At 64.1% G+C, this 23,468-nt stretch carries 25 protein-coding genes; 16 read left to right on the forward strand and 9 right to left on the reverse strand.

The features are described 5' to 3' along the window. Positions 1-2 precede the first annotated feature (2 nt). Positions 3-596, forward strand: coding sequence for a TRAP transporter small permease subunit (locus BM190_RS12010; protein WP_092254628.1), 594 nt, complete (start codon positions 3-5; stop codon positions 594-596). Positions 597-627: 31 nt separating this feature from the next. After that, positions 628-1,932, forward strand: a complete 1,305-nt coding sequence (locus tag BM190_RS12015) for a TRAP transporter large permease (protein WP_092254631.1) — start codon at positions 628-630, stop codon at positions 1,930-1,932. A gap of 976 nt (positions 1,933-2,908) precedes the next feature. Here BM190_RS12015 and BM190_RS12030 read toward each other — a convergent pair. Beyond that, positions 2,909-3,553, reverse strand: coding sequence for a glutathione binding-like protein (locus BM190_RS12030; protein ID WP_092254634.1), 645 nt, complete (start codon positions 3,551-3,553; stop codon positions 2,909-2,911). 103 nt (positions 3,554-3,656) lie between these two features. Between BM190_RS12030 and BM190_RS12035 the strand changes: the two genes are divergently transcribed. After that, positions 3,657-4,337, forward strand: a complete 681-nt coding sequence (locus tag BM190_RS12035) for a TetR/AcrR family transcriptional regulator (RefSeq protein ID WP_092254637.1) — start codon at positions 3,657-3,659, stop codon at positions 4,335-4,337. Between the two features lie 176 nt (positions 4,338-4,513). Here BM190_RS12035 and BM190_RS12040 read toward each other — a convergent pair whose 3' ends face one another. After that, positions 4,514-6,481 carry a methyl-accepting chemotaxis protein gene (locus BM190_RS12040; protein ID WP_177237043.1) on the reverse strand — a complete coding sequence of 656 codons (1,968 nt, stop codon included), beginning with the start codon at positions 6,479-6,481 and terminating at the stop codon, positions 4,514-4,516. Between the two features lie 187 nt (positions 6,482-6,668). Beyond that, positions 6,669-7,634 carry a 2-hydroxyacid dehydrogenase gene (locus tag BM190_RS12045; protein ID WP_018317749.1) on the reverse strand — a complete coding sequence of 322 codons (966 nt, stop codon included), beginning with the start codon at positions 7,632-7,634 and terminating at the stop codon, positions 6,669-6,671. Between the two features lie 140 nt (positions 7,635-7,774). Between BM190_RS12045 and BM190_RS12050 the strand changes: the two genes are divergently transcribed. The 4 genes from BM190_RS12050 to BM190_RS12065 all read left to right on the forward strand — a co-directional run bounded on the left by BM190_RS12050 (position 7,775) and on the right by BM190_RS12065 (position 10,554). Further along, positions 7,775-8,143, forward strand: a complete 369-nt coding sequence (locus tag BM190_RS12050) for a YciI family protein (RefSeq protein ID WP_028140339.1) — start codon at positions 7,775-7,777, stop codon at positions 8,141-8,143. Then, complete coding sequence (locus BM190_RS12055) at positions 8,140-9,432, forward strand: RNA polymerase sigma factor (RefSeq protein ID WP_092254640.1); 1,293 nt, start codon at positions 8,140-8,142, stop codon at positions 9,430-9,432. The genes BM190_RS12050 and BM190_RS12055 overlap by 4 nt, the downstream gene beginning before the upstream one ends. A gap of 138 nt (positions 9,433-9,570) precedes the next feature. Next, positions 9,571-10,110, forward strand: coding sequence for an SRPBCC family protein (locus BM190_RS12060; RefSeq protein ID WP_092254644.1), 540 nt, complete (start codon positions 9,571-9,573; stop codon positions 10,108-10,110). A gap of 30 nt (positions 10,111-10,140) precedes the next feature. After that, positions 10,141-10,554 (forward strand): VOC family protein, encoded by a 414-nt coding sequence (locus BM190_RS12065; RefSeq protein WP_092254648.1) that lies wholly within the window; start codon positions 10,141-10,143, stop codon positions 10,552-10,554. Positions 10,555-10,663: 109 nt separating this feature from the next. Here BM190_RS12065 and BM190_RS12070 read toward each other — a convergent pair whose 3' ends face one another. From BM190_RS12070 to BM190_RS12085, 4 genes are all read right to left on the reverse strand, one after another. Beyond that, on the reverse strand, positions 10,664-11,026 hold the full coding sequence (locus BM190_RS12070) for a hypothetical protein (RefSeq protein ID WP_092254651.1): 363 nt from the start codon (positions 11,024-11,026) through the stop codon (positions 10,664-10,666). Between the two features lie 543 nt (positions 11,027-11,569). Then, the gene (locus BM190_RS12075; protein WP_018317756.1) at positions 11,570-12,007 is read right to left on the reverse strand and encodes a hypothetical protein; all 438 of its coding nucleotides are present in this window, start codon (positions 12,005-12,007) and stop codon (positions 11,570-11,572) included. A gap of 89 nt (positions 12,008-12,096) precedes the next feature. Then, a complete protein-coding gene (locus BM190_RS12080) occupies positions 12,097-12,885 on the reverse strand; it encodes an SDR family NAD(P)-dependent oxidoreductase (RefSeq protein ID WP_092254655.1) in 789 nt (262 codons plus the stop codon). Positions 12,886-12,993: 108 nt separating this feature from the next. Further along, on the reverse strand, positions 12,994-14,658 hold the full coding sequence (locus tag BM190_RS12085; RefSeq protein WP_092254658.1) for a methyl-accepting chemotaxis protein: 1,665 nt from the start codon (positions 14,656-14,658) through the stop codon (positions 12,994-12,996). A gap of 314 nt (positions 14,659-14,972) precedes the next feature. On the opposite strand from BM190_RS12085, the gene BM190_RS12090 reads away from it, so the two are divergent. The 7 genes from BM190_RS12090 to BM190_RS12120 all read left to right on the forward strand — a co-directional run bounded on the left by BM190_RS12090 (position 14,973) and on the right by BM190_RS12120 (position 19,891). Further along, positions 14,973-15,338, forward strand: a complete 366-nt coding sequence (locus BM190_RS12090; protein WP_092254661.1) for a nuclear transport factor 2 family protein — start codon at positions 14,973-14,975, stop codon at positions 15,336-15,338. A gap of 126 nt (positions 15,339-15,464) precedes the next feature. Next, positions 15,465-15,869 carry a YciI family protein gene (locus tag BM190_RS12095; protein ID WP_092254662.1) on the forward strand — a complete coding sequence of 135 codons (405 nt, stop codon included), beginning with the start codon at positions 15,465-15,467 and terminating at the stop codon, positions 15,867-15,869. Positions 15,870-15,927: 58 nt separating this feature from the next. Next, positions 15,928-16,293 (forward strand): YciI family protein, encoded by a 366-nt coding sequence (locus BM190_RS12100; RefSeq protein WP_018317761.1) that lies wholly within the window; start codon positions 15,928-15,930, stop codon positions 16,291-16,293. Positions 16,294-16,422: 129 nt separating this feature from the next. Next, entirely contained in the window at positions 16,423-17,175 is a 753-nt protein-coding gene (locus BM190_RS12105) for a TetR/AcrR family transcriptional regulator (RefSeq protein WP_092254665.1), read from the forward strand. A gap of 121 nt (positions 17,176-17,296) precedes the next feature. Continuing rightward, the gene (locus BM190_RS12110; RefSeq protein WP_018317763.1) at positions 17,297-17,788 is read left to right on the forward strand and encodes a DUF2852 domain-containing protein; all 492 of its coding nucleotides are present in this window, start codon (positions 17,297-17,299) and stop codon (positions 17,786-17,788) included. 400 nt (positions 17,789-18,188) lie between these two features. Further along, positions 18,189-19,082: a peptidoglycan-binding protein gene (locus tag BM190_RS12115; protein WP_092254668.1), complete on the forward strand. Its 894-nt coding sequence runs from the start codon at positions 18,189-18,191 to the stop codon at positions 19,080-19,082. 107 nt (positions 19,083-19,189) lie between these two features. Then, positions 19,190-19,891 carry a peptidoglycan-binding domain-containing protein gene (locus tag BM190_RS12120; protein ID WP_092254671.1) on the forward strand — a complete coding sequence of 234 codons (702 nt, stop codon included), beginning with the start codon at positions 19,190-19,192 and terminating at the stop codon, positions 19,889-19,891. Positions 19,892-19,980: 89 nt separating this feature from the next. Here BM190_RS12120 and BM190_RS12125 read toward each other — a convergent pair whose 3' ends face one another. Next, entirely contained in the window at positions 19,981-21,144 is a 1,164-nt protein-coding gene (locus tag BM190_RS12125) for an acyl-CoA desaturase (RefSeq protein ID WP_092254674.1), read from the reverse strand. Between the two features lie 322 nt (positions 21,145-21,466). Here BM190_RS12125 and BM190_RS12130 point away from each other — a divergent pair, with 322 nt between their 5' ends. After that, positions 21,467-22,231 carry a serine acetyltransferase domain-containing protein gene (locus tag BM190_RS12130; protein ID WP_092254677.1) on the forward strand — a complete coding sequence of 255 codons (765 nt, stop codon included), beginning with the start codon at positions 21,467-21,469 and terminating at the stop codon, positions 22,229-22,231. Between the two features lie 128 nt (positions 22,232-22,359). Next, a complete protein-coding gene (locus tag BM190_RS12135; protein WP_092254680.1) occupies positions 22,360-22,617 on the forward strand; it encodes a hypothetical protein in 258 nt (85 codons plus the stop codon). Positions 22,618-22,729: 112 nt separating this feature from the next. Here BM190_RS12135 and BM190_RS12140 read toward each other — a convergent pair whose 3' ends face one another. After that, positions 22,730-23,248 (reverse strand): DUF2231 domain-containing protein, encoded by a 519-nt coding sequence (locus BM190_RS12140; RefSeq protein ID WP_092254683.1) that lies wholly within the window; start codon positions 23,246-23,248, stop codon positions 22,730-22,732. Positions 23,249-23,468: the final 220 nt, after the last annotated feature.

The raw sequence follows: 23,468 nt of genomic DNA on the forward strand, positions 1-23,468 counted from the left end.
TCGTGGTGAGCGTTTCTCCCGAAGCACCGCAAAGCCTCAATGCGGCGGCACCAGTGCCGCTGCGCATCCTGCTCGACGGCATCGACCGTCTCGGCCGGCTCGACGGCTGGATCGGCGGCGGTTGCCTGTTGATGCTGACGTTGCTGATGCTGTGCGAGGTCGCAACGCGCTTCCTCTCGAACTTCCTGCCGTTCTTCCCGCCGACAATCTCGATTGCCTGGGAGTACTCGTCTTATCTGATGGCGGCCTCCTTCACCTTCGGCGCCGCCATGACCTTGCGCGTCGGCGGCCACATCCGCGTCGTGCTGCTGCTGAAGAATGCACCAGTGCCGGTGCAGCGCGGGCTCGAGATCCTCTCGGCGTTGGCCGGCTTCGCTTTTATGGCGTTCCTGACGTCAGCGATGGCGAAGTTCGCCTTTGCCGCGTACACGCGCGGCCAGGTCTCGACCTCCAGCGATACGCCGCTGTGGTTTCCGGAAGCCGTCGTCACCTTCGGCATGCTGCTGCTGACGCTCCAGTTCCTCGCGCGAGCGATCCAGGCCGTGCTCGGCCTGCCGCTGGAGGATCACCGCATGAAGGCCTCGCCCGTCGAATGACCACCGCGCCCGCACCCGGATTCAAGATCGCATGACCATCGAAGTCGTCGCCCTGTTCGCGATCCTGTTTGCGCTGCTGGCCTGCGGCGTGTGGATCGGCCTCACGCTAGCGCTCACCGCGACGCTGCTGCTCGCGATGTTCCGCTCGATCCCGCTCGACAAGCTGTTGCCGCAATATGCCTGGAACATCCTGACCACGCAGGAGCTGCTGGCGCTACCGCTGTTCATCCTGATGGGCGAGCTGCTGTTCCGCACCCGTCTGTCGCGCTCGCTGTTTCAGGGGTTGGCGCCCTGGGCGGGGTTGCTGCCCGGTCGATTGCTGCATGTGAACGTGATCGGCTGCACCATCTTCGCGGCGATCTCCGGTTCGTCGGCCGCGACCACGCAGGTGATCGGCCGCATGTCGCTCAACGAGTTGCTGCGCCGCGGCTATTCGCGCGACATCGCGATCGGCTCGCTCGCGGGCGCCGGCACGCTCGGCTTCCTGATCCCGCCGTCCAACATCATGATCATCTACGGCGTACTCGGCGACGTCTCGATCCTGAAGCTGTTCACCGCCGGCGTGCTGCCGGGATTCCTGCTGGCCGCCACCTTCATGGCCTGGGTGATGCTGCACACGAGCCTCGACCGCACCATGGTGCCGGAGACGGAAGCCAAACTCTCGCAGGTGCCGTGGAGCGAGCGCTTCGCCGCGCTGAAGGATCTCGCGCCGGCATTGTTCCTGATCGCCTGCGTGCTCGGCTCGATGTATGGCGGGCTCGCGACGCCGTCGGAAGCCGCCGCCGTCGGCGTGCTCGGCGCGGCGCTGGTGGCCTGGGCGCAGGGCGCGATGTCGCAGCAGGTGATGCGCGACGTGCTGATCGGCTCGGTCGTGACCTGCTCGATGATCGCGCTGATCGTGTTAGGGGCCTCGATCCTCGGTAATGCCGCGGCCTTTCTCGGCATCCCGCAGGCCGTCGCCGCCTTCGTCAAGGGGCTCGGCCTGTCGCCCTTCATGCTGATCGTGGTGTTGATCGTCTTCTACCTGATCCTCGGCTGCTTCCTCGACGGCTTCTCGATGATCGTGATGACCTTGCCGATCGTGCTGCCCATCGTGAAGGGGGCGGGATTCGACGAGATCTGGTTCGGCATCTTCCTCGTGCTCGCGGTCGAGATGGCCCAGATCACGCCGCCCGTCGGCTTCAACCTGTTCGTCATCCAGGGCCTCACCGAGGACGGCCTCGGCTACATCGCGCGCGTCACGATGCCCTATCTCATGATCATGGTTGGCTTCGTGCTGCTGCTGACCCTCTGGCCCGGCATCGTCACGATTTTACCGCGGGTGCTGTACGGATAATCGACATCTCGTCGCCGACTTTCGATAGCTCCCCGGCCAGGCCGCCCGGCTCGTCCCAACTACCATCCGTTGTGTTGCCCGACGGGCAAAACACGCCAGCGCTGGGTCGATATCCCTACGCAAAAATATTCGAATTTACAGAAGTTCGGTTTTGCCGTACAACCCGAAGCATCCCGCCCGCCACAAGGGGCGTTTCGCGATCGTCACGGGACGCGGGCCGGGATGCGGTGGCCGCGACGGCGTCGGCGCGAATGGTGGCTGCAGGGCGGGCAACCGTGAGCAGCGACAGGCGCGATACGACACGGCGCTGACAGCGTCTTCGAATGGCCTCGACGGCGAGCGCACGCCAGCCGTGGAGAATCCAGCTTGGATGCGCGCGGACGGAGAAGTCGTGTGGTCCTGACGCCCGGGGTCTGTGCGTCAAGCCCTGCGGAGATGTCGCGCCAACCGGCGTGCATCGAGCATCCGCAAGGCGACGGGGGCAATAGTGCATCGCTCCCCGGGGAGAGCACGAAGGACACCGTGAAAACCATCCGCGCAGGGAAGGCCGGGATGTCCCGGCGTCACCTGTCGTCCACCCCGTGCGCGCTTCTTTAGCACACGCGGGACTTCGGGTGCCAGCCGGCGCCCGGCCTTCCCTGCGCCCTTGCTTTCAAAGGGCGGAAGAGATCAGCAAAGCTCGGGCGAACAAGCCGCGAGAACGCGAAGGTGTGTGCAGATGGAACGATGCTGTGGGATGGGTAGAGCCCTTGCGAAACCCATCATATTTCAACGTGGAAAAGGCGTTGATGGGTTTCGCTTCGCTCTACCCATCCTGCGAACCATCGCCAACAACGGTCTCGTGCCCCGGATGCAGCGCAGCAGCGTAAGAACGCTGCCGCGCGTCCGGGACACGAGAGAGGCGCGCCAAACGTCGTCCCGGCTTGTCGACCGGGGCGACTTGCGCGAGCAAGAGCGAAGGGGTGTTCAGCTCGGCTTACGCCGCCGCCTTCTTGCGCGCGAGCTCGGCCTTGTACAGCTCGAACTCTTCCGCGACCGCCTTCGCGACTGACGGCCGCTGGCGCAGGCGCTCGTAATAGGCCTTCACGTTCGGCCATTTCGCGAGCTCGATCGGCGGCGTCGCCATGGTCCAGTTGATGACCGTGACCAGATAGGCGTCGGCGACGCTGAAATGGTCGAGCAGGAAGTCGCGCCCCTTCAGGTAGTTGTCGAGATAGTCGAGCCGCGACAAGTTCTTCTCGAGGGCATAGGCCTTGGCCTCCTGCGGCGCCTTGCGGTCGAGCAGCGGGATGAAGAGGCCCTTATGAAGCTCGGTGCCGACGAAGCAGAGCCATTGATGCAGGCGGGTGCGTTCGATGCCCTCTGCGGCGCCCAGCCCGGATTGCGGGAAGCGGTCGGCGACGTATTGCAGGATTGCCGCATTCTCGGTCAGAACCACGCCCTCGTCGGTGCGCAGCGTCGGCACCAGGCCGATCGGATTGACGGCGCGGAAATCGGAGCCGTCGCTCAGCACCGTCTTGGTCGGCGGGTCGACCTCGAGATAGTTCGCCTCGGCACCGGCTTCATACAGCGCGACGCGGGTTGCCATCGAACAGGCGAGCGGCGAGAAATAGAGATCCATCTGTAGCCTCCTTGGGCAATTCCTGGGATTTCGCTCAACCTGGCCAGATTGATTTTTGTACCATCTTGCATAATATGAGGTCGGTCAAGGATTAATTTGCGAAATGGTACAAAAATCGAAGCCGCCAGCTGCTGCCAATGAGCCCGAGGGCCGCGGCCAACCCGAGCGCCGCGGCCAACCTAAGCGCCGCGGCCGTCCGCGCGCCTACGAGCCTGACGTTGCACTCGGCAAGGCGCTCGACCTGTTCCGCAAGCAGGGTTTTGCCGCGACCTCGCTCGATGATCTCAGCGAAGCGACCGGGATGAACCGTCCGAGTCTCTACGGCGCTTTCGGCGACAAGCGCGAGCTCTACATCAAGAGTTATCAGCGCTACCGCGAGGACGCGCGGGCTTCCATGGCCGCGATCTTCCGCGAGGAGATGCCGGTGCGTCAGCGGCTGGAGCGCATCTTCGCCTCCGCGCTGAGCATCTATCTCTCGGGCGAGACCGGCCCGCGCGGCTGCTTCACGGTGGTGACCGCGGCGTCAGAAGCCGTTGGCGATCCCGAGATTCGCGCCATGGTGCTCGACGGTCTCACCGAGCTCGACAAGGCTTTTGCGGGCTGCTTCCGCCGCGCCAAGGAGAACGGCGAGCTGCCGGAGAGCGCCGACCCCCTCGTGCTGGCACAGATCGCATCAGCCACCGTCCACACCATCGCCATCCGCTCGCGCGCGCGCGTATCGCGCAAGGAGCTGGAGGCGATCGTGAAGGGCGCAATCGACGTGATGGTGGGAGGCAAGGAGTAGGCTGTCGTCCCGGACAAGCGCAGCGAAGCGGAGCGCAGATCCGGGATCCATAACCACGGGGAGGAGTTTGGCGAAGACTCGGAGTTACCAGCTCGCCTAACAACTTCTCCCTGGGGTTATGGGTCCCCGCCTTCGCGGGGACGATAGTGAGTATGCTGCGCGATCCTGCGTCCCAACTACGCCGCGCGGATCTGCGCGAGGAAGCGATCCACCTCGTCCCGCAGTCGCTGCGACTGCTTCGACAGCTCGATCGCCGAACCCAGCACTTCCTCGGCCGCCGTGCCCGTCGCGGCGATGCCCGCGGTGACACCGGAGATGTTCTGCGAGACCTCGCCGGTGCGGGCAGCCGCCTGCTGGACGTTCTGGGCGATCTCCTGCGTCGCCGTGCCCTGCTGGCCGACGGCTGCGGCGATCGCGGCGGAAATTTCGTCGACCTGCTGGATCGTCGCGCAGATCGACTGGATGCCGTCCACAGCGCCTGATGTCTCGCCCTGCACCGCGTGGACCTGGGCGCCGATTTCCTCGGTCGCCTTCGCCGTCTGCGTCGCCAGGGCCTTGACCTCGGAAGCGACCACGGCAAAGCCGCGGCCGGCTTCGCCCGCGCGCGCCGCTTCGATCGTCGCGTTCAGCGCCAGCAGGTTGGTCTGGCCCGCGATGCCGTTGATGAAGGAGACGACGTCGCCGATCTTCTGCGCCGCGTCTGCCAGGCTCTGCACGCGCTCGTTCGAGCGCCGGCCGTCGCTCGCGGCCTTGCCCACCACTTCGGTCGCGTGGGCGAGGCGCCGGCTGATCTCGGTCATCGACGAGGACAGCTCTTCCGCCGCCGCCGCGACGGTCTGCACATTCTCCGAGGCCAGTGTCGAGGCCGACGACACCGCGCGCGTCTGCTGTCGGGACTGTTCGACGATGGCCGACATCGACCGCGCCGTATGCTCCATCTCGACCGCAGCTGAGGACACCGTGGTGACGACATCGCGGATGCTGGCCTCGAAATTGTCGGCAAGCGCGGCGAAGGCGCGCCGCTTCTCCGCTTCGGACTGCGCCTTGGCTTCCAGCTGCTCGGCCTGAAGCTTCCCAAAGTTGACGGCGTTGTCGCGGAACACCGCAACCGCCTTCACCATCGCCCCGACTTCGTCGTTCGCCTTGCTGGCGGGGATGGTGACGTCGGTCCGGCCGTCTGCGAGCTCGCGCATGACGGACGTGATGGAGAGGATCGGACGCGAGATGCTGCGGGCGATGAGATAGCCGACGATGGCGGCAAGCACGAGCCCGATCGCGGCGATCGCGATCGCGAGCATCCAGGCGCGGTCGGCCGAGGCCTCGTAATCGGCATTGTCCATCACCAGCTCGACGGCGCCGAGCGGCTTTCCGGAAAAATCCTTGATCGGGCCGAGCAGCGCTGCCACCGGCGTGTTGTCGAGCTTGGCCCGCTTCACCGTGAAGCTGCCTGTGGTAGCGCGGCCGTAATCGGCCGCGTCGAAGAAGCTCTTGCCCTTCAGCGTGCCGCCGAACAGCTTGAAGCCCGAGCCGTCGGCGAGGTGGAAGGCGACGTCGACATGGCGGTTGGTCTTGAAGTCGTCGAGGAAGGACTGGCCGAAGGTCAGGCCGAATTCGACCGAGCCGAGATGCTTAGCCCCTTGCGCGATCGGCACCACGCCGCGGATGCCGAGCCCGGCAACGCCGCCTTCGAGGCCGACCACGACCTTGCGATCCTGGTTGGCGACGACGACGGTCTTGCGGAAGCCGGAGAGATCGTCGCCGAATTTCGCGGGCTGGTGCACACGCAGGAACGAGGTCGCCGGCGCCACATGGAACTGGAATTGCTCGACACCGTATTCCGATTTGGTCGCCGCAAAGACCGGCCCGAACAGGGCTATCAGGGCGTTGCGGTCCTGCTTGGCCATCGCATCCTGCGTCGCCGGCATCGCGGCTACGACCGTGCTCATGGCGGCGGCCCGGTGCGATTCCTCGGCGATGCGCGACTGAAGGGCATCATAATGGCTCTGCAGCTCGCGCTGGTCGGCGCGGTCGATGATCCCCGCGATGATCCACATCGCCCCGAGCACAGCGAACAGAGCGGTTGCCGCCGCCGTCACCGCGAGGGCAACCGTGATCCGCATCCTGAGGCCGAGGCTCGCGCGCATGTCCGACTCGTTGTTTGAGCGTTGGTTAACACCGCTTATCAACTTCTCGCTAAGAGAGAGTGAACGGGATACCTGCGGAACGCGGTGGTTGTGGGGGGAGGCTGTCTGCCCCACAATCAGTGTCGTCCCCGCGTGTGCGGGGACGACACTGAATATGTTGTGACGGTGCTCGCGAAAATCCCGGCGCCTAATACCCCCTGGCCCGGTCCACCACGTTCTCCAACGCGCCGCCGGCCTCGAACCGTGCGATCTGCTCGGCGACATAGGCCGAGATCGCGTCCGCGTCGGTGTCGGCTGCGTTGTGCGGCGTCAGCACCACCTTGGGATGGGTCCAGAACCGGCTGTCCGCCGGCTGCGGCTCCTGTACGAACACGTCGAGCGAGGCGGCGCCCAGCGTGCCGTCGTCGAGGCAGGCGAGAATGTCGGCCTCGTTCTGCAAGCCGCCGCGGCCGGCATTGATCAGCACCGGCGCGCCGAGCGGGCTGTTGCGGTTGAGCTTGGTGAAGACGTCGCGGTTGAGGATGCCGTGCGTCTCCGGCGTCAGCGGCAGCAGGCAGACCAGAATATCGGTCGCGCGCAGGAACGCATCGATCTGGGCCGAGCCATGGAAGCACTCGACGCCGTCGATCGCGCGCGGGCTGCGGCTCCAGCCGGCGACGCGGAAGCCGAGCCGCCGCAGCACGTCGGCCGCGTCCGCACCGAGCGTGCCCAATCCCATGACACCGACCGTGACGGCGCTGGCCGGCCATTGATATTTCGGCTCCCAGCGCTTTGCGCGCTGCGAGTCCCGCAAATAGAGCTCCTGGCGGTGGTGCATCAGCACGTGCAGCACGACATATTCAGTCATGCGGCCGGTCAGGTCGGGTACGGCGACCCGGACCAGCGGCACATCGGGCAGGCTCTTGTCCGCCATCAGCGCATCGACGCCGGCACCGAGATTGAAGATCGCCCGCAGATTGGGGAAGGCGCCGAGATCGCCCGGCACCGGCTTCCACACCGTGGCATAGTGCACCTCGGCCGGATCGAGCGTGGAATCCGGCAGCAACACTACACGGCGGCCGCCGCAGACAGCATCAAACCGGGCCTTCCAGCGCTCCGGCAACCAGTTCTGCTGCGTGCTGTTGATCAGGACGGCCAGTGTGCCCTTGGTCATTCGAATTGCCTCGTCGGGTTCCGCTTACGAAGGCCCTCCTTGGCACGATCTGCCGGATTTTTCTCGCAAATTTTTTCCGCAGTCCTGTCGGGGCGGGGCATATTGGCGCGTCTTTAGAACAGACGAGGAAAGTGTCGCCTATGCTTTATGCCATCCTTTGCTATCACGATGAGGACTTCGTCGGCTCCTGGAGCAAGGAGCAGGACGAGGCCGTGATGAAGAAGCTCGCCGTGGTGCAGGAGAAGCTCACCCAGCAGGGCCGGCTCGGGCCGGTCGCGCGGCTGCTGCCGACCACGGCCGCCGCGACGTTGCGGAAGGAAGATCCTCCGCTGGTGCTGGACGGCCCCTATGCCGAGACCAAGGAGCAGCTGCTCGGCTTCTACATCGTCGACTGCAAGAATCTCGATGAGGCGCTCGACGTCGCCCGCGACCTCGGCGCTGCCAATCCCGGCGGCGCCTATGAGGTGCGTCCCGTCGGCGTGTTCCGGCCCGGAGGAAACCTGACGTGAGCGAGGCCGACACCGGCTGGATCGAGACCGCGCTGACCTCGGCGCGACCCCAGGCGGTCGGCGCGCTGCTGCGTTATTTCCGTGATCTCGACACCGCCGAGGAGGCGTTCCAGAACGCCTCGCTGCGCGCGCTCAAGTCCTGGCCGCAGAACGGGCCGCCGCGCGATCCTGCAGCCTGGCTGATCATGGTCGGCCGCAACGCCGCCATCGACGAGGTGCGCCGGACCCGCAAGCAGCAGCCGCTGCCTGAGGACGACCAGGCGATCTCCGATCTCGACGACGCCGAAGGCGCGCTGGCCGAACGGCTCGACGGTTCGCACTACCGCGACGACATCCTGCGGTTGATGTTCATCTGCTGCCATCCGCAATTGCCGGCGACGCAGCAGATCGCGCTGGCGCTGCGCATCGTCTCGGGGCTTACCGTGAAGCAGATCGCGCGCGCCTTCCTGGTCTCGGACGCGGCGATGGAGCAGCGCATCACCCGCGCCAAGGCGAAGGTCGCCGAAGCCGGGACGCCGTTCGAAGCGCCCGGCGCAATCGAGCGCTCCGAGCGGCTCGCCGGCGTCGCGGCGATGATCTACCTGATCTTCAACGAGGGCTATTCGGCGAGCGGCGACACCGCGGAGATCCGCAAGCCGCTTTGCGAGGAGGCGATTCGGCTGGGGCGCCTGCTGCTCAGGCTGTTTCCGAGCGAGCCGGAGATCATGGGGCTCACGGCGCTCATCTTGCTGCAGCATGCGCGCAGTGCCGCGCGCTTTGCCGCCGACGGCTCGCTGATCCTGCTGGACGACCAGGACCGTTCGCTGTGGAATGGCACCATGATCGCGGAGGGGCTGGCGCTGATCGACAAGGCGATGCGCCACCGCCGCAGCGGGCCCTATCAGATTCAGGCCGCGATCGCTGCATTGCATGCCCGCGCGGCGACGCCGGAGGAGACCGACTGGGCGCAGATCGACCTGCTCTACGGCGCGCTCGAGGTCGTGCAGCCGTCTCCCGTGGTGACGCTCAACCGCGCGGTCGCGGTCTCCAAGGTGCGGGGGCCGCAAGCCGCGCTCGATCTGATCGAGCCGCTTGCGCCGAAGCTCGCCAACTACTTCCATTTCTACGGCGTGCGCGGCGCCTTCCTGATGCAGCTCGGCCGCAACGACGAGGCACGTGTCGCCTTCGACCGCGCCATCGCGCTTGCCAACACGTCCGCAGAAGCGGCCCACATTCGCATGCACATCGATCGCCTGATCCGGGACAGCCAGCCGAAGGCGGGCGCGCGGCAGGGCGCGAAAGTGAAGTAGACCCGTCTGTCTCCACATCATCATGTCGGGACAAGCCCGGCCATGACGTGGGGTGGGTAGCGTGCAAAATTTCATTCCGGCAATTGTCGGCTCCTGCCGTTCCCGTTCGTCCTAAGCCCGTACCCACGGAGCCCCTTCATGCTGAAAGCCATTGCCGTCATCGCCGTCGTGCTCGCCGTTGGAATCGCGGGCGTCCTCGCCTTTGCCCTGACAAAATCTGACACCTTCCGCATCGAGCGGAGCCTCGCGGTGAAGGCGCCAGCCGGAGCGATCTATCCACAGGTCGCCGATTTCCGCCGTTGGACCAACTGGTCCCCCTATGAGACCCGCGATCCCGCCATGAAGCGCACCTTCGGTGGATCTGAGGGAGGCAAGGGCGCGACCTATGCTTGGGATGGCAACAACAATGTCGGCGCCGGCCGCATGGAGATCCTCGAGGCGACCGGGCCGTCCAAGCTTCGCATCAAGCTCGATTTCGAGCGGCCGTTCGAAGGTCACAACACCGCCGAGTTCACCTTTGTGCCGCAAGGCGATGCTACTCTGGTCACATGGGCGATGTACGGTCCGGCTCCGTTCATGTCCAAGATCATGCAGGTGTTCATCAACATGGACAGCATGATCGGCAAGGATTTCGATGCCGGCCTCGCCAGCCTGAAGAAGCTGGCCGAGAAGCAATAAGCCTCACTGCAAACGAAGAGGAGAGAAACGATGCTCAACGCTTATCTGTTCTATCAGGACACCTGCGAAGCTGCGTTCAACTTCTACGTCAAGGTCCTGGGCGGCAAGATCGACGCCATGATGCGGTCATCGGACGCGCCGCCGGACATGCCCGCCGCGCCCGGCCGCGAAAAGATGATCATGCATGCGCGGATGTCGCTGCCCGACGGCAGCGTGCTGATGGCTTCCGACGCGCCGCCGGAGCATTTCGCCAAGCCGCAAGGCTTTTCGATCTCGCTCACCGTCAAGGACCCTGCGGACGGCGAGCGTAAGTTCAATGCACTCGCCGATGGCGGCACCGTCACCATGCCGTTCAGCAAGACGTTCTGGGCCAAGGGCTTTGGCATGTGCGTCGACAAGTTCGGCATTCCCTGGATGGTGAACTGCCCGGCCGAAGGAATGTGACAGGCGCGAGCCTGCACGATCTGTGGAATTGCGATCCCCTCTCTCCACTGTCGCGGGAGAGGGGACGCCTGGATTTATCGCGTCATACCCGGATCGGTCGTGAGCTCGCTCAACGGATCGATCCGGTCACGTCCTCGCTTTGCTGCGGCGACTGAACGCAGCGAGGGCAGATCACGAGCTTGGTGCCGAGCTGCTTGTCGTTCTCGGCTTCGATCTCGTCATGGACCGCCCACCACGCATCCGAATATGGCCGCAAGGTGCCGAGCACTCGTTCCCGCTCCTGATTGGGATCAGCTGCCGCGGGCGCGGGGTTCGTCGCGCGCCGCTTCGCGACATGCGGGCGATGCGAGGCTTTGTTGGGGTCCTGGCCGAGGCCATCCCATGCGATCGGACGACGCTCCTGCGCCGATGCGACTGCACATCCAAGCAGCGCTGTGCAGAAAGTAAGCAAGATGAAGCCGCGTCGTATCATGCCGGACCCAAAGTTCGATGCGCAATGCGCAGACTTCCACACGGGAAACTTGCATGGCATCGGTCAAATGGAACTTAAGGCAAACGACTGGCGGGCGTGGCCGAGGAATGAACTCACGATTCGCATCACTTTGCGGGAGCAGTGAGGCCGCTTCGTGAAACCATGCGGACTGCATCGCACAACAATTGACGCAATATTGGGCTGTAATCTGCACGTCAGAATCGCTATTGGTGAATCACAAAATCTAAAAAGCTGGGGTGGACGTCACTTGGAAGGGGAGCGACCGATGGCGGCGGCGCTACAGATCAATTTTGCCCTGTGGGGGATGCTTATCTGCGTCAGCATGAAGCTGGGGCCGGTGATCCAGACTCTTTATTGACGGCAGCCAAAGTGTGATGGCGTGGAGACCCCGGTGCGCACATTGGGTGCGACACAGGGAACCTGCCGTGTGGCCTCGGGCCGGCCAAGCCAAACGCCTTTGATGTGACGCGACGCGGTTCACAGAACTCATTCACGTCACATCCGTGGCGGCTGCCACATTCGTCAGCGGCAGCGCGGATAGATCGCGGCGAGATCGCGCCCCTTGAGCAAGAGCAGCCGCGAGGTGAGGCCGCCACGGCGGCTGATCCAGTCGCGCACTGGGCCGGGATAGGCGGCAAGCACCGCGACCGATGCTTCCGGCTCGGCATAAAAGCGCCCGCGCCGGTCGACCGAACGTGCCGCATGGAAGCCGAGCACGGCGCGCTTGGTGACGCAGATGCGCTCGCCCGGTACGATGCTCAGCACCAGCGTGCAGGCCGACAGACAGGGGCCGTCTATCACCACGCGCTCGCCGCTCTCGCGCACCTTCTCGAACAAATCGAGGAACGGCCCCACCTGTCCGCCGGGAGACTGGATGATGCGGATTTCGGCGGACGCCGGCGCGGTGGCGAGCAGCGCGAATGCAAGCATCAGGGCGTTGAGCAAAGAGATGCGTCGCATGAAGTCTCCACCTAAATCGGTTCCGTAGGGTGGGTTACGCCCAGCGGCCCGCGCAGCGGCAGTGCTAACCCACCCTACAATTTCCGGACCTATCCGTTGCGGCGCTGGCCGCGCAGCGTGGGCAGGCCGATACCTGCCGCATCGAAGCCGCCATCAACGGCCAAAATTTGGCCGGTGATGTAGCTCGCATTTGCCGAGCACAGGAAGTAGATCGCTTCCGCAAGCTCCTCCTCCAGGCCGTAGCGATTGAGCGGAATGGCGTCGTGATAGTCGGCGCGGATCTCCTTGGTGTGCACCTGCTTCGCCATCGCCGTGTCGACCGGCCCCGGCGCAACCGCGTTGACGCGGATGTTGAGCGAGGCGAGCTCGACAGCGAGCTGCTTGGTCAGGTGCGCGAGCCCGGCCTTGCTGGTGCCGTAGGCCGAGCGCAGCGTCGAGGCGCGCACCGCCGAGATCGAGGTGATGTTGACGATGGCGCCGCCATGGCCCTCGCGCATCAAGGGAACCGCGGCCTTGGTGCAGAGGAACGGGCCGGTGAGATTGACCTCGAGCACGCGGCGCCAATCGGTCTCGGACGTCTCCATCAGCGGTGCGAACACCGCGATGCCGGCATTGTTGACCAGTGCATCCAGTCGGCCGAACCGGCGCTCGACCGCCTCCATTGCATTGCTCACCGCGGCGGCGTCCGAGACGTCGCAGGTCAGCGCCAGCGTCGCCTCGCCTTGGTCGATTTCGGCGACCGCCCGGCCGAGCAACTCGCCCTCGATGTCGAGCAGCGCCACGCGCCAACCCTCGGCCAGGAACTTCTTCGCGGTCGCAAGCCCGATGCCGCGGGCGGCTCCGGTGACGAGAGCGATTTTTTGCGGGGCTTGCGGCATGGGAGAATTGTCCTCGAGTAGCATATGGGCGCAGGAATGCAGGCTCCTTTTACTGCGCTTTTGTGCTGGCGAGGAAGGGGCAGGCGAGGGCTGGAGGGGACGTCGTCCTTACGCCAGCTCTGCCGAGGCACGCTGCATGTTGGCCGACATGTCCGCGGTCACGATGCTCTGCTCCTCGACCGCGGCTGCGGTGGAGGCGATGAACTCGTTGACGCCTGCGATCGCGGCCTTGATCGCGGTGAGGGAGCTCGCGACGTCGCCGGAGATGGTGTTCAGCGCGTCGATTTCGGACGTGATCGTGTCGGTCGCCTGCTTGGCCTGGCTCGCGAGATTCTTCACCTCGGAGGCGACCACCGCAAAGCCGCGTCCCGCTTCGCCGGCGCGGGCCGATTCAATCGTGGCGTTGAGCGCGAGCAGATTGATCTGGCTGGTGATGCCCGAGATCATCTCGACGATGCCGCTCATGGCCTGTGCGGCGGCCGTCAGCTTCTGGGCCTGGAGGTCGGCGGACTCGACCCTTGTGGTCGCGACCTTGGACGTCTCGCGCGACTTCGTCATGGTCTCGGAGATCTCGCGGATCGAGGCGCTCATCTCTTCGCTGCCGGCCGCGACCGCATCGATCAGCCCGCGCGCGTTGTCGGCCTTCTTGCGGCCGATCGCCTGCGCGGTGATGTCGGTGGCGTATTTCACCACCTTGTACGGTTTGCCGTTGAGATCGAAGATCGGGTTGTAGGACGCCTGGATCCAGATCTCGCGGCCGCCCTTGGCGATGCGCTTGTATTCGGCGGCCTGGTATTCGCCGCGATTGAGTGCTTCCCAGAACTGGCGGTAGGCGGCCGAATTCTTCTCGTTCGGCTCGACGAACATGGAATGGTGCTGGCCCTTGATCTCGGCCAGCGCATAGCCCATCGCCTTCAGGAAGTTCTCGTTGGCAGTGCGGATCGTGCCGTCCATGTTGAACTCGATCACCGCTTGCGACTTCTGGATCGCGGCGAGCTGACCGTCATTGTCGGCCGCCTTCATCTTTTGCGCGGTGACGTCGGTGGCGAACTTCACCACCTTGAACGGCTTGCCGTTCTCATCGAGAATCGGATTGTAGGTGGCCAGAATCCAGATTTCCTTAGCCCCCTTGCCGAGCCGCTTGTATTCGCCAGCCTCGAACTCGCCACGGTTCAGCTTGGCCCAGAACGCGGCATAGGCCGGGCTCGCACGGTCCTCTGGTGTCACGAACATGGAGTGGTGCTTGCCCTCGATCTCATCGAGCGAATAGCCCATCGCGCCAAGGAAATTCTCGTTGGCGGTGACGATGGTACCGTCCATGTTGAACTCGATCACGGCCTGCGCGCGGTTGATCGCGGCGATCTTGCCGGACTCTTCCATGGCCTTGATCTTATAGGCCGTGATGTCGGTGGCGAACTTGATGAAGCTGACCACCTTGCCGCTTTCGTCGCGTAGCGGGGCGTAGGACGCGTGGACCCAGACTTCCCTGCCGCCCTTGCCGAAACGCTTGTATTGCGTGGTCTGGAATTCCCCGCGGTTCAGGCTGGCCCAAAAATCGCGGTAGCGAGTGCTCTCGCGCTCGGCCGGGTTGACGAAGATGCTGTGATGCTTTCCCTTGATCTCGGCAAGCGTATAGCCGCTCATTTTGAGAAGGTTTTCGTTGGCGTCGAGGATGGTGCCGTCGAGACCGAATTCGATCACGGCTTGCGACCGGTCGAGCGCCTCGACCTCCGCGATGGCGTGCCTGACCTTCTTGCTCAGGAAATTGAACACGTAAGCCCCGCAATGCTCGAAAGCGATCCGACAGGATCGCCATACCGTTTCCCCTGAGCTGAAAGTTGCATGCTATCCTTGAGCATCGGTAAATTCCGGAACACGCCGCGACGAGCTCCGCGACTCCACGTGCGACGGCCAACTACTTCAACTGACAGCTGCTCTTGGTTTATATGCACGGTGGAGTTCACAATGCGGAGCCGTACTTGTACGGGGGCGCAGCCGAGATATTTTTTCGCGTCGCCTCGCATGGCGGTGTCGGCGCGGTCGAGGGCGAACCGTCTTCAACAAGATGCTCGCTGCGGAGACCATTGATGCCCGACGACCGCGAACGCCTGATCCGAGACCTCTTCGCCGCCTATCTCGCCAACAACCGGCAGCGGGTCGCCGACGCACTGGCCGACGATTTCCGCTTCACCAGCCCGTTCGACGACGACCTCGACAAGGCGACCTATTTCGAACGCTGCTGGAGCGACAGCGGCTGGATCGCACGGCATGACATCGAGCGCATCTTCGTCCGGGGCGAGGAAGCGTTCGTCACTTATCTCTGCCTTGCGACAGATGGCAGGAGTTTTCGCAACACGGAGTTCTTCACCTTCGCAGGCGGCAAGGTCCGGCGCATCGATGTCTATTTCGGCGCTGCCCGGCGGGATGGTCGTTTCCTGCCGCAGCCGCGCTAGGGCCGGGGCCCTCCAGATTATTTCCGCGGGCGTGTCGGTTCCGTGAGGGTTCGTTCGTCTTGAAGGCGAGCGGGCCTGCGCCTCACGGCGCATCCCGGAACCACCGCAGAAGCCAGGATACGACCCATGCGATTCATGATGTTGATGATCCCGCTCGGCTACGAGGCCGCGCCGCCGGACGTCCAGCTCGATCCCGAACGCGTCGCGGCGATGATGCGCTATAACGAGGCGCTGAAGGACGCGGGCGTGCTGATCACGCTCGATGGCCTGCATCCGCCGTCGATGGGCGCGCGGGTTTCATTTGCGACCGGCGAGCCTGTCGTGACCGACGGCCCATTCGCTGAAGCCAAGGAAGTCCTTGGCGGCTATTGGATGATCGAGGTCGCCTCGCGCGCAGAGGCGATCGCCTGGGCGAAGAAATGTCCGGCTTCGGCCAACGAGATCATCGAGATCCGGCAAGCCCAGGAGATGAGCGACTTTCCGCCCGACGTGCAGGAGGCCGCGGCCGGTTTCGGCGACCTGAAGAGGTAGCCACAGCGATCGCGATGAAATCGCGTCTGTCGTCAGTCAATCAACAAGGAGAGAACCGATGAGCACCGAACATAAATTCCTCGCCGTCTATCTCGGCAGCATGAGCGGCGAAAAGATGAAGGCCTGGCATGCGATGCCCGAGGCGGAACGGAAGGCAAAAGAGCGCGAGGGCATGGCCGCCTGGCACGGCTGGGTCGAGAAGCATAAGGACGTCATCGTCGAGATGGGCGGCCCGCTCGGCAAGACCCGCCGGATCGACGGACGCGGCATTACCGAGATCAGCAATGCGCTGACCGGCTTCACGGTGGTGCGGGCTGCCTCGCAGGAGGAAGCTGCAAAATTGTTCGAGAACCATCCGCATTTTGCGATCTTCCCGGGCGAGGCGATCGAGGTCATGCCCGTGCTGCCGATTCCGCAGATGTAGCTGCGGACGAGGCCAATTCCGGGTGCGATGCCGTCGCTCAGGCCCGGCATCGCCCGTGAAAGTACGGGGTTAATCACGCCCGATTCCTGCTAGTGACCTTCACCGCCGGCTCATGTAAAGATCGTTCACATGAGCTGGCGCAAGGAGCAGCGCCGCGCCGAGCGCGGCTATCACCACGGAAATCTGAAGGAAGCCCTGTTGCAGGCCGCCCTCGGGCTGATCGCCGAGAAGGGAGCGGCCGGCTTCACCTTCGCCGATGCCGCACGCATGGCCGGCGTCAGCGCAGCGGCGCCCTATCGGCATTTCCGCGACCGTGACGAGCTGTTGTCCTCGATCGCCCAGCGCGGCTTCGAGCAGTTCGAGCAGCGCCTGGCCGCGGCCTGGGACGACGGACGCCCCGACACGGTCACCGCGTTCGAGCGCGTCGGCAAAGCCTATCTCGCCTTCGCCCGTGAGGAGCCCGCGTTCTACAACGCGATGTTCGAATCGGGCGTGCCGGTCGATGCCAATCCCGCGCTTCAGGCCGCCAGCGAACGCGCCTTCAACATCATTCGTGCTGCAGCCGAGCGGCTCGCGGCGCTGACGCCGCCGGGTACGCCGCGGCCGCCGGCGATGATGATGGCGCTGCACATCTGGTCGATGGCGCATGGCGTGGCTTCGCTGTTCTCCCGTGGCGACGCCGCGCGACGAAAACTGCCGATGTCGCCGGACGAGCTGCTCGAGGCCGAGGTGCTGATCTATCTGCGCGGCCTCGGCTTCCCGACCGACCGTCGTCCTGCAGGCAAGGGCGCCGAGCCGCCGCCGGTGCCCCCGGAGGCGCCCTCCGGTTCAGGCGTGCCGCCCGGCGGCACTCCAGGTGGTCCTTGGGGCAAGCCGAAATAAAATTACGCAAATGATCACGCGGGCGTGTCTGGCGGCCAGCTTGACAAAATCGCGGGATGGTCTAGCTATGTAAATGTTATTTACATTCACAACGGCGCTGGTGCCGTGATGGAGATGGGAAATGGCCTACACCGCTGACGTTAATCGCTGGCGCGGCCCTTCGGACCAATACCAACAGTACGAACGTCCCCGCATGCTCGATACGCCCTGGCATCCCGGCTGGATCGCCGTGACCATCCTCGGCTTCATCATCTGGTGGCCGATCGGACTTGCCCTTCTCTTTTTCACACTCGGGAGCAGAAGAATGTCGTGCTGGAGCCACCAAGATCGCTGGCAGAACAAGATGGAAAAGATGCAGTACAAGATGGACCGCATGCGCGGCCGCATGGAGCGCCGCGGCTTCGGCTTTGGCTTCGGCCCCCCGTCCTCCGGCAACCGCGCCTTCGACGAGTACCGCACCGAGACGCTGCAGCGGCTCGAGGAGGAGCAGGTCGAGTTCAAGAACTTCCTCGACCGTCTGCGTCACGCCAAGGACAAGGAAGAGTTCGACCAGTTCATGGCGCAGCACAAGACGCGTCCGACCCCGCCGCCGACCGACCAGCAGCAGGGCTGACCTTCAAGGCTGACTGACACCTCTCAAAGCCTTCAGGCGCATGCCCCCAAAGTCCTGATGGCCCCGAGCCGCCCGTCTGCGCAACCCGCAGGCGGGCGGTTTGGTTTTTGGGTTCAATCTCTCGCGCGCGCGAGAGCAGGCATCGGCCGGTTTCGGCCGCCATCATTGTTCGCATTGCTCGTCGTGCCGGGCCTAGCCCTGTCGCGAGATGCGGGTTGCAATTGATGGCAGCGACAACTGGCAGTCACTAAACCGGACGTTGCCGCAAAATGCCTCCTGACTGGTGCAATGCGGCCTGTCCAGAAATCGAATCTCCTCTTGCAACCACAGGGTGCTGTGCATAGTCTAAGTACGTTTTCACTCGATGATATTTGGCTGAATATTATTAGGGAGTATTTTCGTGCGGATCGTAACGATCGTTCGGAAGGTAGCCCCTCGCTGCTATCCCAATTACCTCAAGGCTTTTGAAGACGGCGACGAAATCTTCGACCGCTTCAAGATCAACACGCCGCTTCGCATCGCGCACTTCCTCGCTCAGGCGCTATATGAAACCGGCCGCGGTACGGTTCTTTTCGAGAGCCTCAAATACAAAACCACGGCGCGACTTCTCGAGATTTTCGGCATCGGCCATCATAGCGCGGCCATCCGGCCCGACGAGGTCGATCAATATCTCAACAATGATCGTGCCTTGGCCGAGCGCGTCTACGGACTGGGTAATCCGAAGAAGGCGAAGGAGCTCGGCAACAGCAAGCCCGGAGACGGATACAAATATCGCGGCGGCGGCCTGTTGCAGACGACGGGCGGCGCCAACTACCTGCGCATGGGCAAGCTCGCAGGCGTGGACTTCTACAATAATCCGGATCTGATTGTTGCACCCGAAGCGGCTCTGCTTCCCGCCCTGCACGAATGGAATGAGGGAGGCCTGAACGCGTATGCGGATCGGAACGACATCCGTACGATCACGCGGCTCATCAACGGTGGTTACAACGGCCTGAGCGGACGCACGGAGCTCTTCGATATCGTGTGGAGCGCAGTAGGCAAGAGCGGCGCGAACCAGGTGGCCTGGAAAGCCGCAACCACGTCGGATGAAACGCGCGAGCTTCAGGAGGCCCTGAACGATCTCGGGGCTGAGCCGGCGCTCGTCGTGGATGGACGATATGGGCCCGCCACGGCGCAGGCGGTCGAGTGGTTTCAAAACCACGCCAAGATCCCGGTCGATGGAAATGCAGGCGTGGTGACGCAGGCGGCGTTGAATCTCCGCCTGAATTCCCGGACGGCTTCAGAGCGCCCCTGAGAGCGTGCCGCCTTTTGACGCGCGAAGTTCGCCGGAGCTTCGCGAATAGATGTCTCGATTATTGAGGGCCGAATTTTAGCAAGTTCATTGCGCAGAAGGAATTGAGCATGACCGACGGCGAAAAGATGCTGAAGCTGGCCGAGTCCCGCATCGGCGAGAAATACGTCAATGTCTGCGTTCCCAAGAACAACAAGAACTGGCACGGTCCATGGGACTGCGCGGAGTTCATGTCCTGGCTGGTGTATCAGGTCGGTGGAATCCTGTACGGATGCGTCGACGACAACGGCAATCCTGCAACGGTCGAAGCCTATACGGGCGCCTGGAAGAGCGATTCACAAAAACTCGGAAAGCGCGTGCCGTGGCGGCAGGCAGCTTCAACGGTGGGAGGCATTCTTCTCCGCTACCCGCCCGGACCGGGCATGATGGGGCACATCGTCGTTTGTGACGGCGAGGGCGGCACCGTGGAGGCGATGGGCACCGCCTATGGCGTTCGTCGCGGCAAGGTGTCGGGCCGGAATTGGGATACCGGCGTCTTGCTGCCGAACTTTACGTATGGGGCGGCGGGTGGAGCACTCGACCTGGCTGAGCCGAGCCAGCTGTATGCGCTTGGGCAGCCGAACATGAAGGCGTCCGTCATTCGGGACATTCAACGCGCTTTGAAAGAGCTGGGATTCAATCCGGGGACGATCGACGGTGAATACAATGACCTGACGGTGGCGGCGGTCGCAGCGTTTCAGGCGACCAAGGGACTCATTGTCGACGGACAGGTCGGACCGCAGACCGCAAAACGGTTGAAGATCGAACTCTAGGGATCGGCGGGATTCTCACCTGCCGCGCGCGCGACGGAAGCGTCCCGGCGCCATGACACGCGCCGGGCTGCATCGCATGGCCGCCGGCTTCAGCGCGCGGTGGCGAGCTGCGCGTGAACCGAAGCCAGGAAGTGTTCGTAGGCGTGATCCACGATCTCGTTGAGCGATCGCGTTCGTGCGAACATCGCCTTGGCCTCGGCGAGAAACTCCTCGCGGGTCGGTATCTTCGGCAGATGCAGGTGTGTCAGCGCGTCGACGCCGTCATGCGCGCGATTGAGGATGTCGTGCAGCGTTGGCAGCTGCAGCTGGGTCGGGTCGGCGCGGTGCAGCGCCGAAGAGATCGCATGGGCAAGCTTCGGCGCGTCGAACCGCCCGGCAAGCTCGCGGGCGGCCCGATTGATGACGCGGGCGCCGAGCGGCTGCTCGTTGCGCAGCACCTGTTCGGGCGGCGCCTTCATGTTCCAGACGATTCCGAACCAGGACAACACCTTCAGCACGTAATAGGTGACGTCGATCTCCCACCAGCGAAAACCCTGCCGCACGCTGCTCTGATAGGCGTGGTGATTGTTGTGCCAGCCCTCGCCCATAGTGAGCAGCGCCAGCAGCCAGTTGTTGCGGGAGTCGTCGCCTGTCACGTAGCGCTTGCGTCCGTGCACATGGGCCAGCGAATTGATGCAGAAGGTCGCGTGATAGACCAGCACCGTGCTCCAGAGGAAGCCGACGATCAGACCCGACCACCCCGCCGCCAGAAAGCAGAGCGCTGCAAGCACGAAGGCCGGCAGCAGCTCCAGCCGATGCAGCCACATCAGCTCGGGAAAGACCGTGAGATCGCCGACTTTCACGAGATCAGTCCCGTCGTGCTCCCGGTAAAAGATCCAGCCGAGATGGCTGTACAGAAAACCGCGCTGACGCGGCGAATGCACATCCAGTTCGGTGTCGGAATGCAGATGATGATGCCGGTGCTTGGCCGCCCACCACAACACGCTCTTCTGTGCGGTGCTTTGCGCAAGGCAGGCCAGGATGAACTGAAACACGCGGCCGGTGGCGAAAGCCCGATGCGAAAAATAGCGGTGATAGCCCGCCCCGATCGCAAACATCCGCACGACATACAGCGCCCCACAGATCGCGACGGCCTGCCACGTGACGCCTGACCAGATCGCCGCAAAGCAACCGAGATGGACCAGCACGAACGGTATGGCGGAGGGGTACATGACGTCGTCGTGGTGGTCGTCGGCGGGCGCGTTGGGCAACATGTTTCAGCGTGACCTCAGGTAACGGGGATCCGGGATTTTGCATCGGCAGCATTGAGGGCTGCCGGGTACGAAAAACCCGCGGGTGGCGGACCACCGCGGGGCTTGAGCGAGCTGCTTTGCGTGATCATCCCGGCCAAAGCAGCGTCGGCCGAAAATTCGACTGACTATATGGTCGCGGATGGCTGGCATGCAAGCTCGTAGCCCCACGGGGAGCTGCGGCATGGTGCTCAGGTAGTCATTGCGGCCGCCGCGTGGCGCGCGGGTTGCCCGCAGCCTATATTCGACACGTGAAGGAAGCACCAAAGCACCGGAGGCGGCCTTGATGGCAGCTGCGACCGCAACGAATGATCGCCTCTGGCAGAATATACGCGCGGAGGCGCAGCGTGCGTGCGCATCCGATCCCGTCTTCGGCAAGTCGCTTGCCGATGCGGTGCTGGCGCATGATAGTTTTGCCGCGGCTCTGGCCGATCTGATCGGGCGCAGGCTTGGCGGCAACGCCGCCGAACAGGCACGCTTCACGGCCTTTTCTATCGACGCCTTTCGTGGCGCGCCGGAATTGATCGAAGCGGCCGGCCGCGACTTGCAGGCGATCGTGCTCCGCGATCCCGCCGTCGCCGGCCTATTGCCGCCGCTGCTGCATTTCAAGGGCTATTTGGCGCTCCAAGCCTGGCGCGTCTCGCACCGGCTCTGGCGTCATGACCATCGCGATGCGGCGCTGCTGTTTCAGAACGAGGCGTCAAACGTCCTGCAGGTCAGCATTCATCCGGCAGTCAGCATCGGCTCGTCCGTGTATCTCGACCACGCCACCGGGATCGTGATCGGCGCCAATGTGGTGATCGGCGACGAGGTCACCATCCTTCAGAACGTCAGCATCGGGCGCCATGGCGACTTGCCGATGCGCTCGCCTCGCATCGGCCGCGGCGTCTTCATCGGCTCCGGCGCGACCATCCTCGGCGACATCGAGGTCGGCGATTTCGCCAAGATCGGCGCCGGGACGGTCGTGATCAGTGACGTGCCCGCCGGCTGCACGGCAATCGGCAATCCCGCGCGTCTGACCAACTGTCCCGAACCCGCTTCCGCGGCCTGACGCTCACCGAGAGCGCGACGTTCTAATCCATGCGCCCGCGCAAAAAGACAGGCGCCTTAGAACCGAATCGCGATGAGGCCCGACCAAGCCCCGACGGCGCCTTTTCGCCTGCGCCGACGGGTACGACCATGAGCACTATTGTATGTAAGGAGACCAGGCAGCGCATCGCGCTGCTTGCGCGTGCCTCGGACCTGTTCGAACGGTTCGGATGCTTGCTGCCGGTCGCGATCGCGTTCCTCAATGGTTGGCCGACCGAGGTCAAGACCTATCAGGAGTTCGTGGAAAGCGGTGCGTGGCACGTCTTTCTCAGCGGCGCCCTCTATCAGCTTGCCGCCTTCGCGCTTGGGCGCGCTGTTTCGTTTGCGGAAGCGGGGCTGGACCCATGATCCTGCTCCGCGACTTTGCGCTCTTTGTTCTGCCTGTGCTGATCGCGGCAGGCGGCTGGCTCTATGTGCTCAGCTTGCGCCGGCGAGCTCGCCCGTAACGCGATCGCTGGTTTCAGGCGGCGCGACGATGGCTCTCGCCGCCATGCTGGGGCGTGACCGGCTCCGAGCTGGTCTGGCCCGGCGCATCCAGCACCGCGACGTGATGACGGTAGACCATCTCCCAGCCCTTCCATCCCGTGAACAGGAGGATGCCGACCACGATCAGGGAGAGCACCACGCCCCACGGCTTGATCGCAGCCTCGGCGCCTTGGGCGTAGCGCAGGTAGAAATTGATCAGGGCCAGCACGACCGCCCCGAGATTGCCGACCATGTGGTACCAGGCATCGTTGAGGCGGCGGATGCGGGGCTCGCTGAAGAAGTCCGTAAAGCCGGCCACGGCCGCGACGAGCGCCATGACGATGCCAGCCCCGATCAGCCACATCGCGGCTCTGGCCCAGAAATTGTCGCCGGTTCCGATGAAGGCGAGATCGGCGATGGGCGCGCCGACCAGACATGCGACCGGGAACGGGATGAGCATGGGGTGGAGCGGGTGATCGCCGATCGCGGCGGTCGTCTTGGGGTTGATGGTCATGGCAGGACCTCGCGGAAAGTGATTTTTGGGACAATTTTTCGGGCGAGGGCTGGTTCCTCCGGACCAGGTGTCCGGACCCAAGCCGATCCAACTGCCTGCGCGGTCTACCTTTCCCGCAGCCAAATTTGCCTGCGGTAACCTCGCATTAACCAACGCCGGGCTCTGGTAAGGGCGGACAGTCGCGCCCAAAGCCCGAAGCCGAGACCCGTCAAGGCCCGGG

It is taken from the genome of Bradyrhizobium sp. Rc3b (assembly GCF_900114915.1).
GTDB lineage: Bacteria > Pseudomonadota > Alphaproteobacteria > Rhizobiales > Xanthobacteraceae > Bradyrhizobium.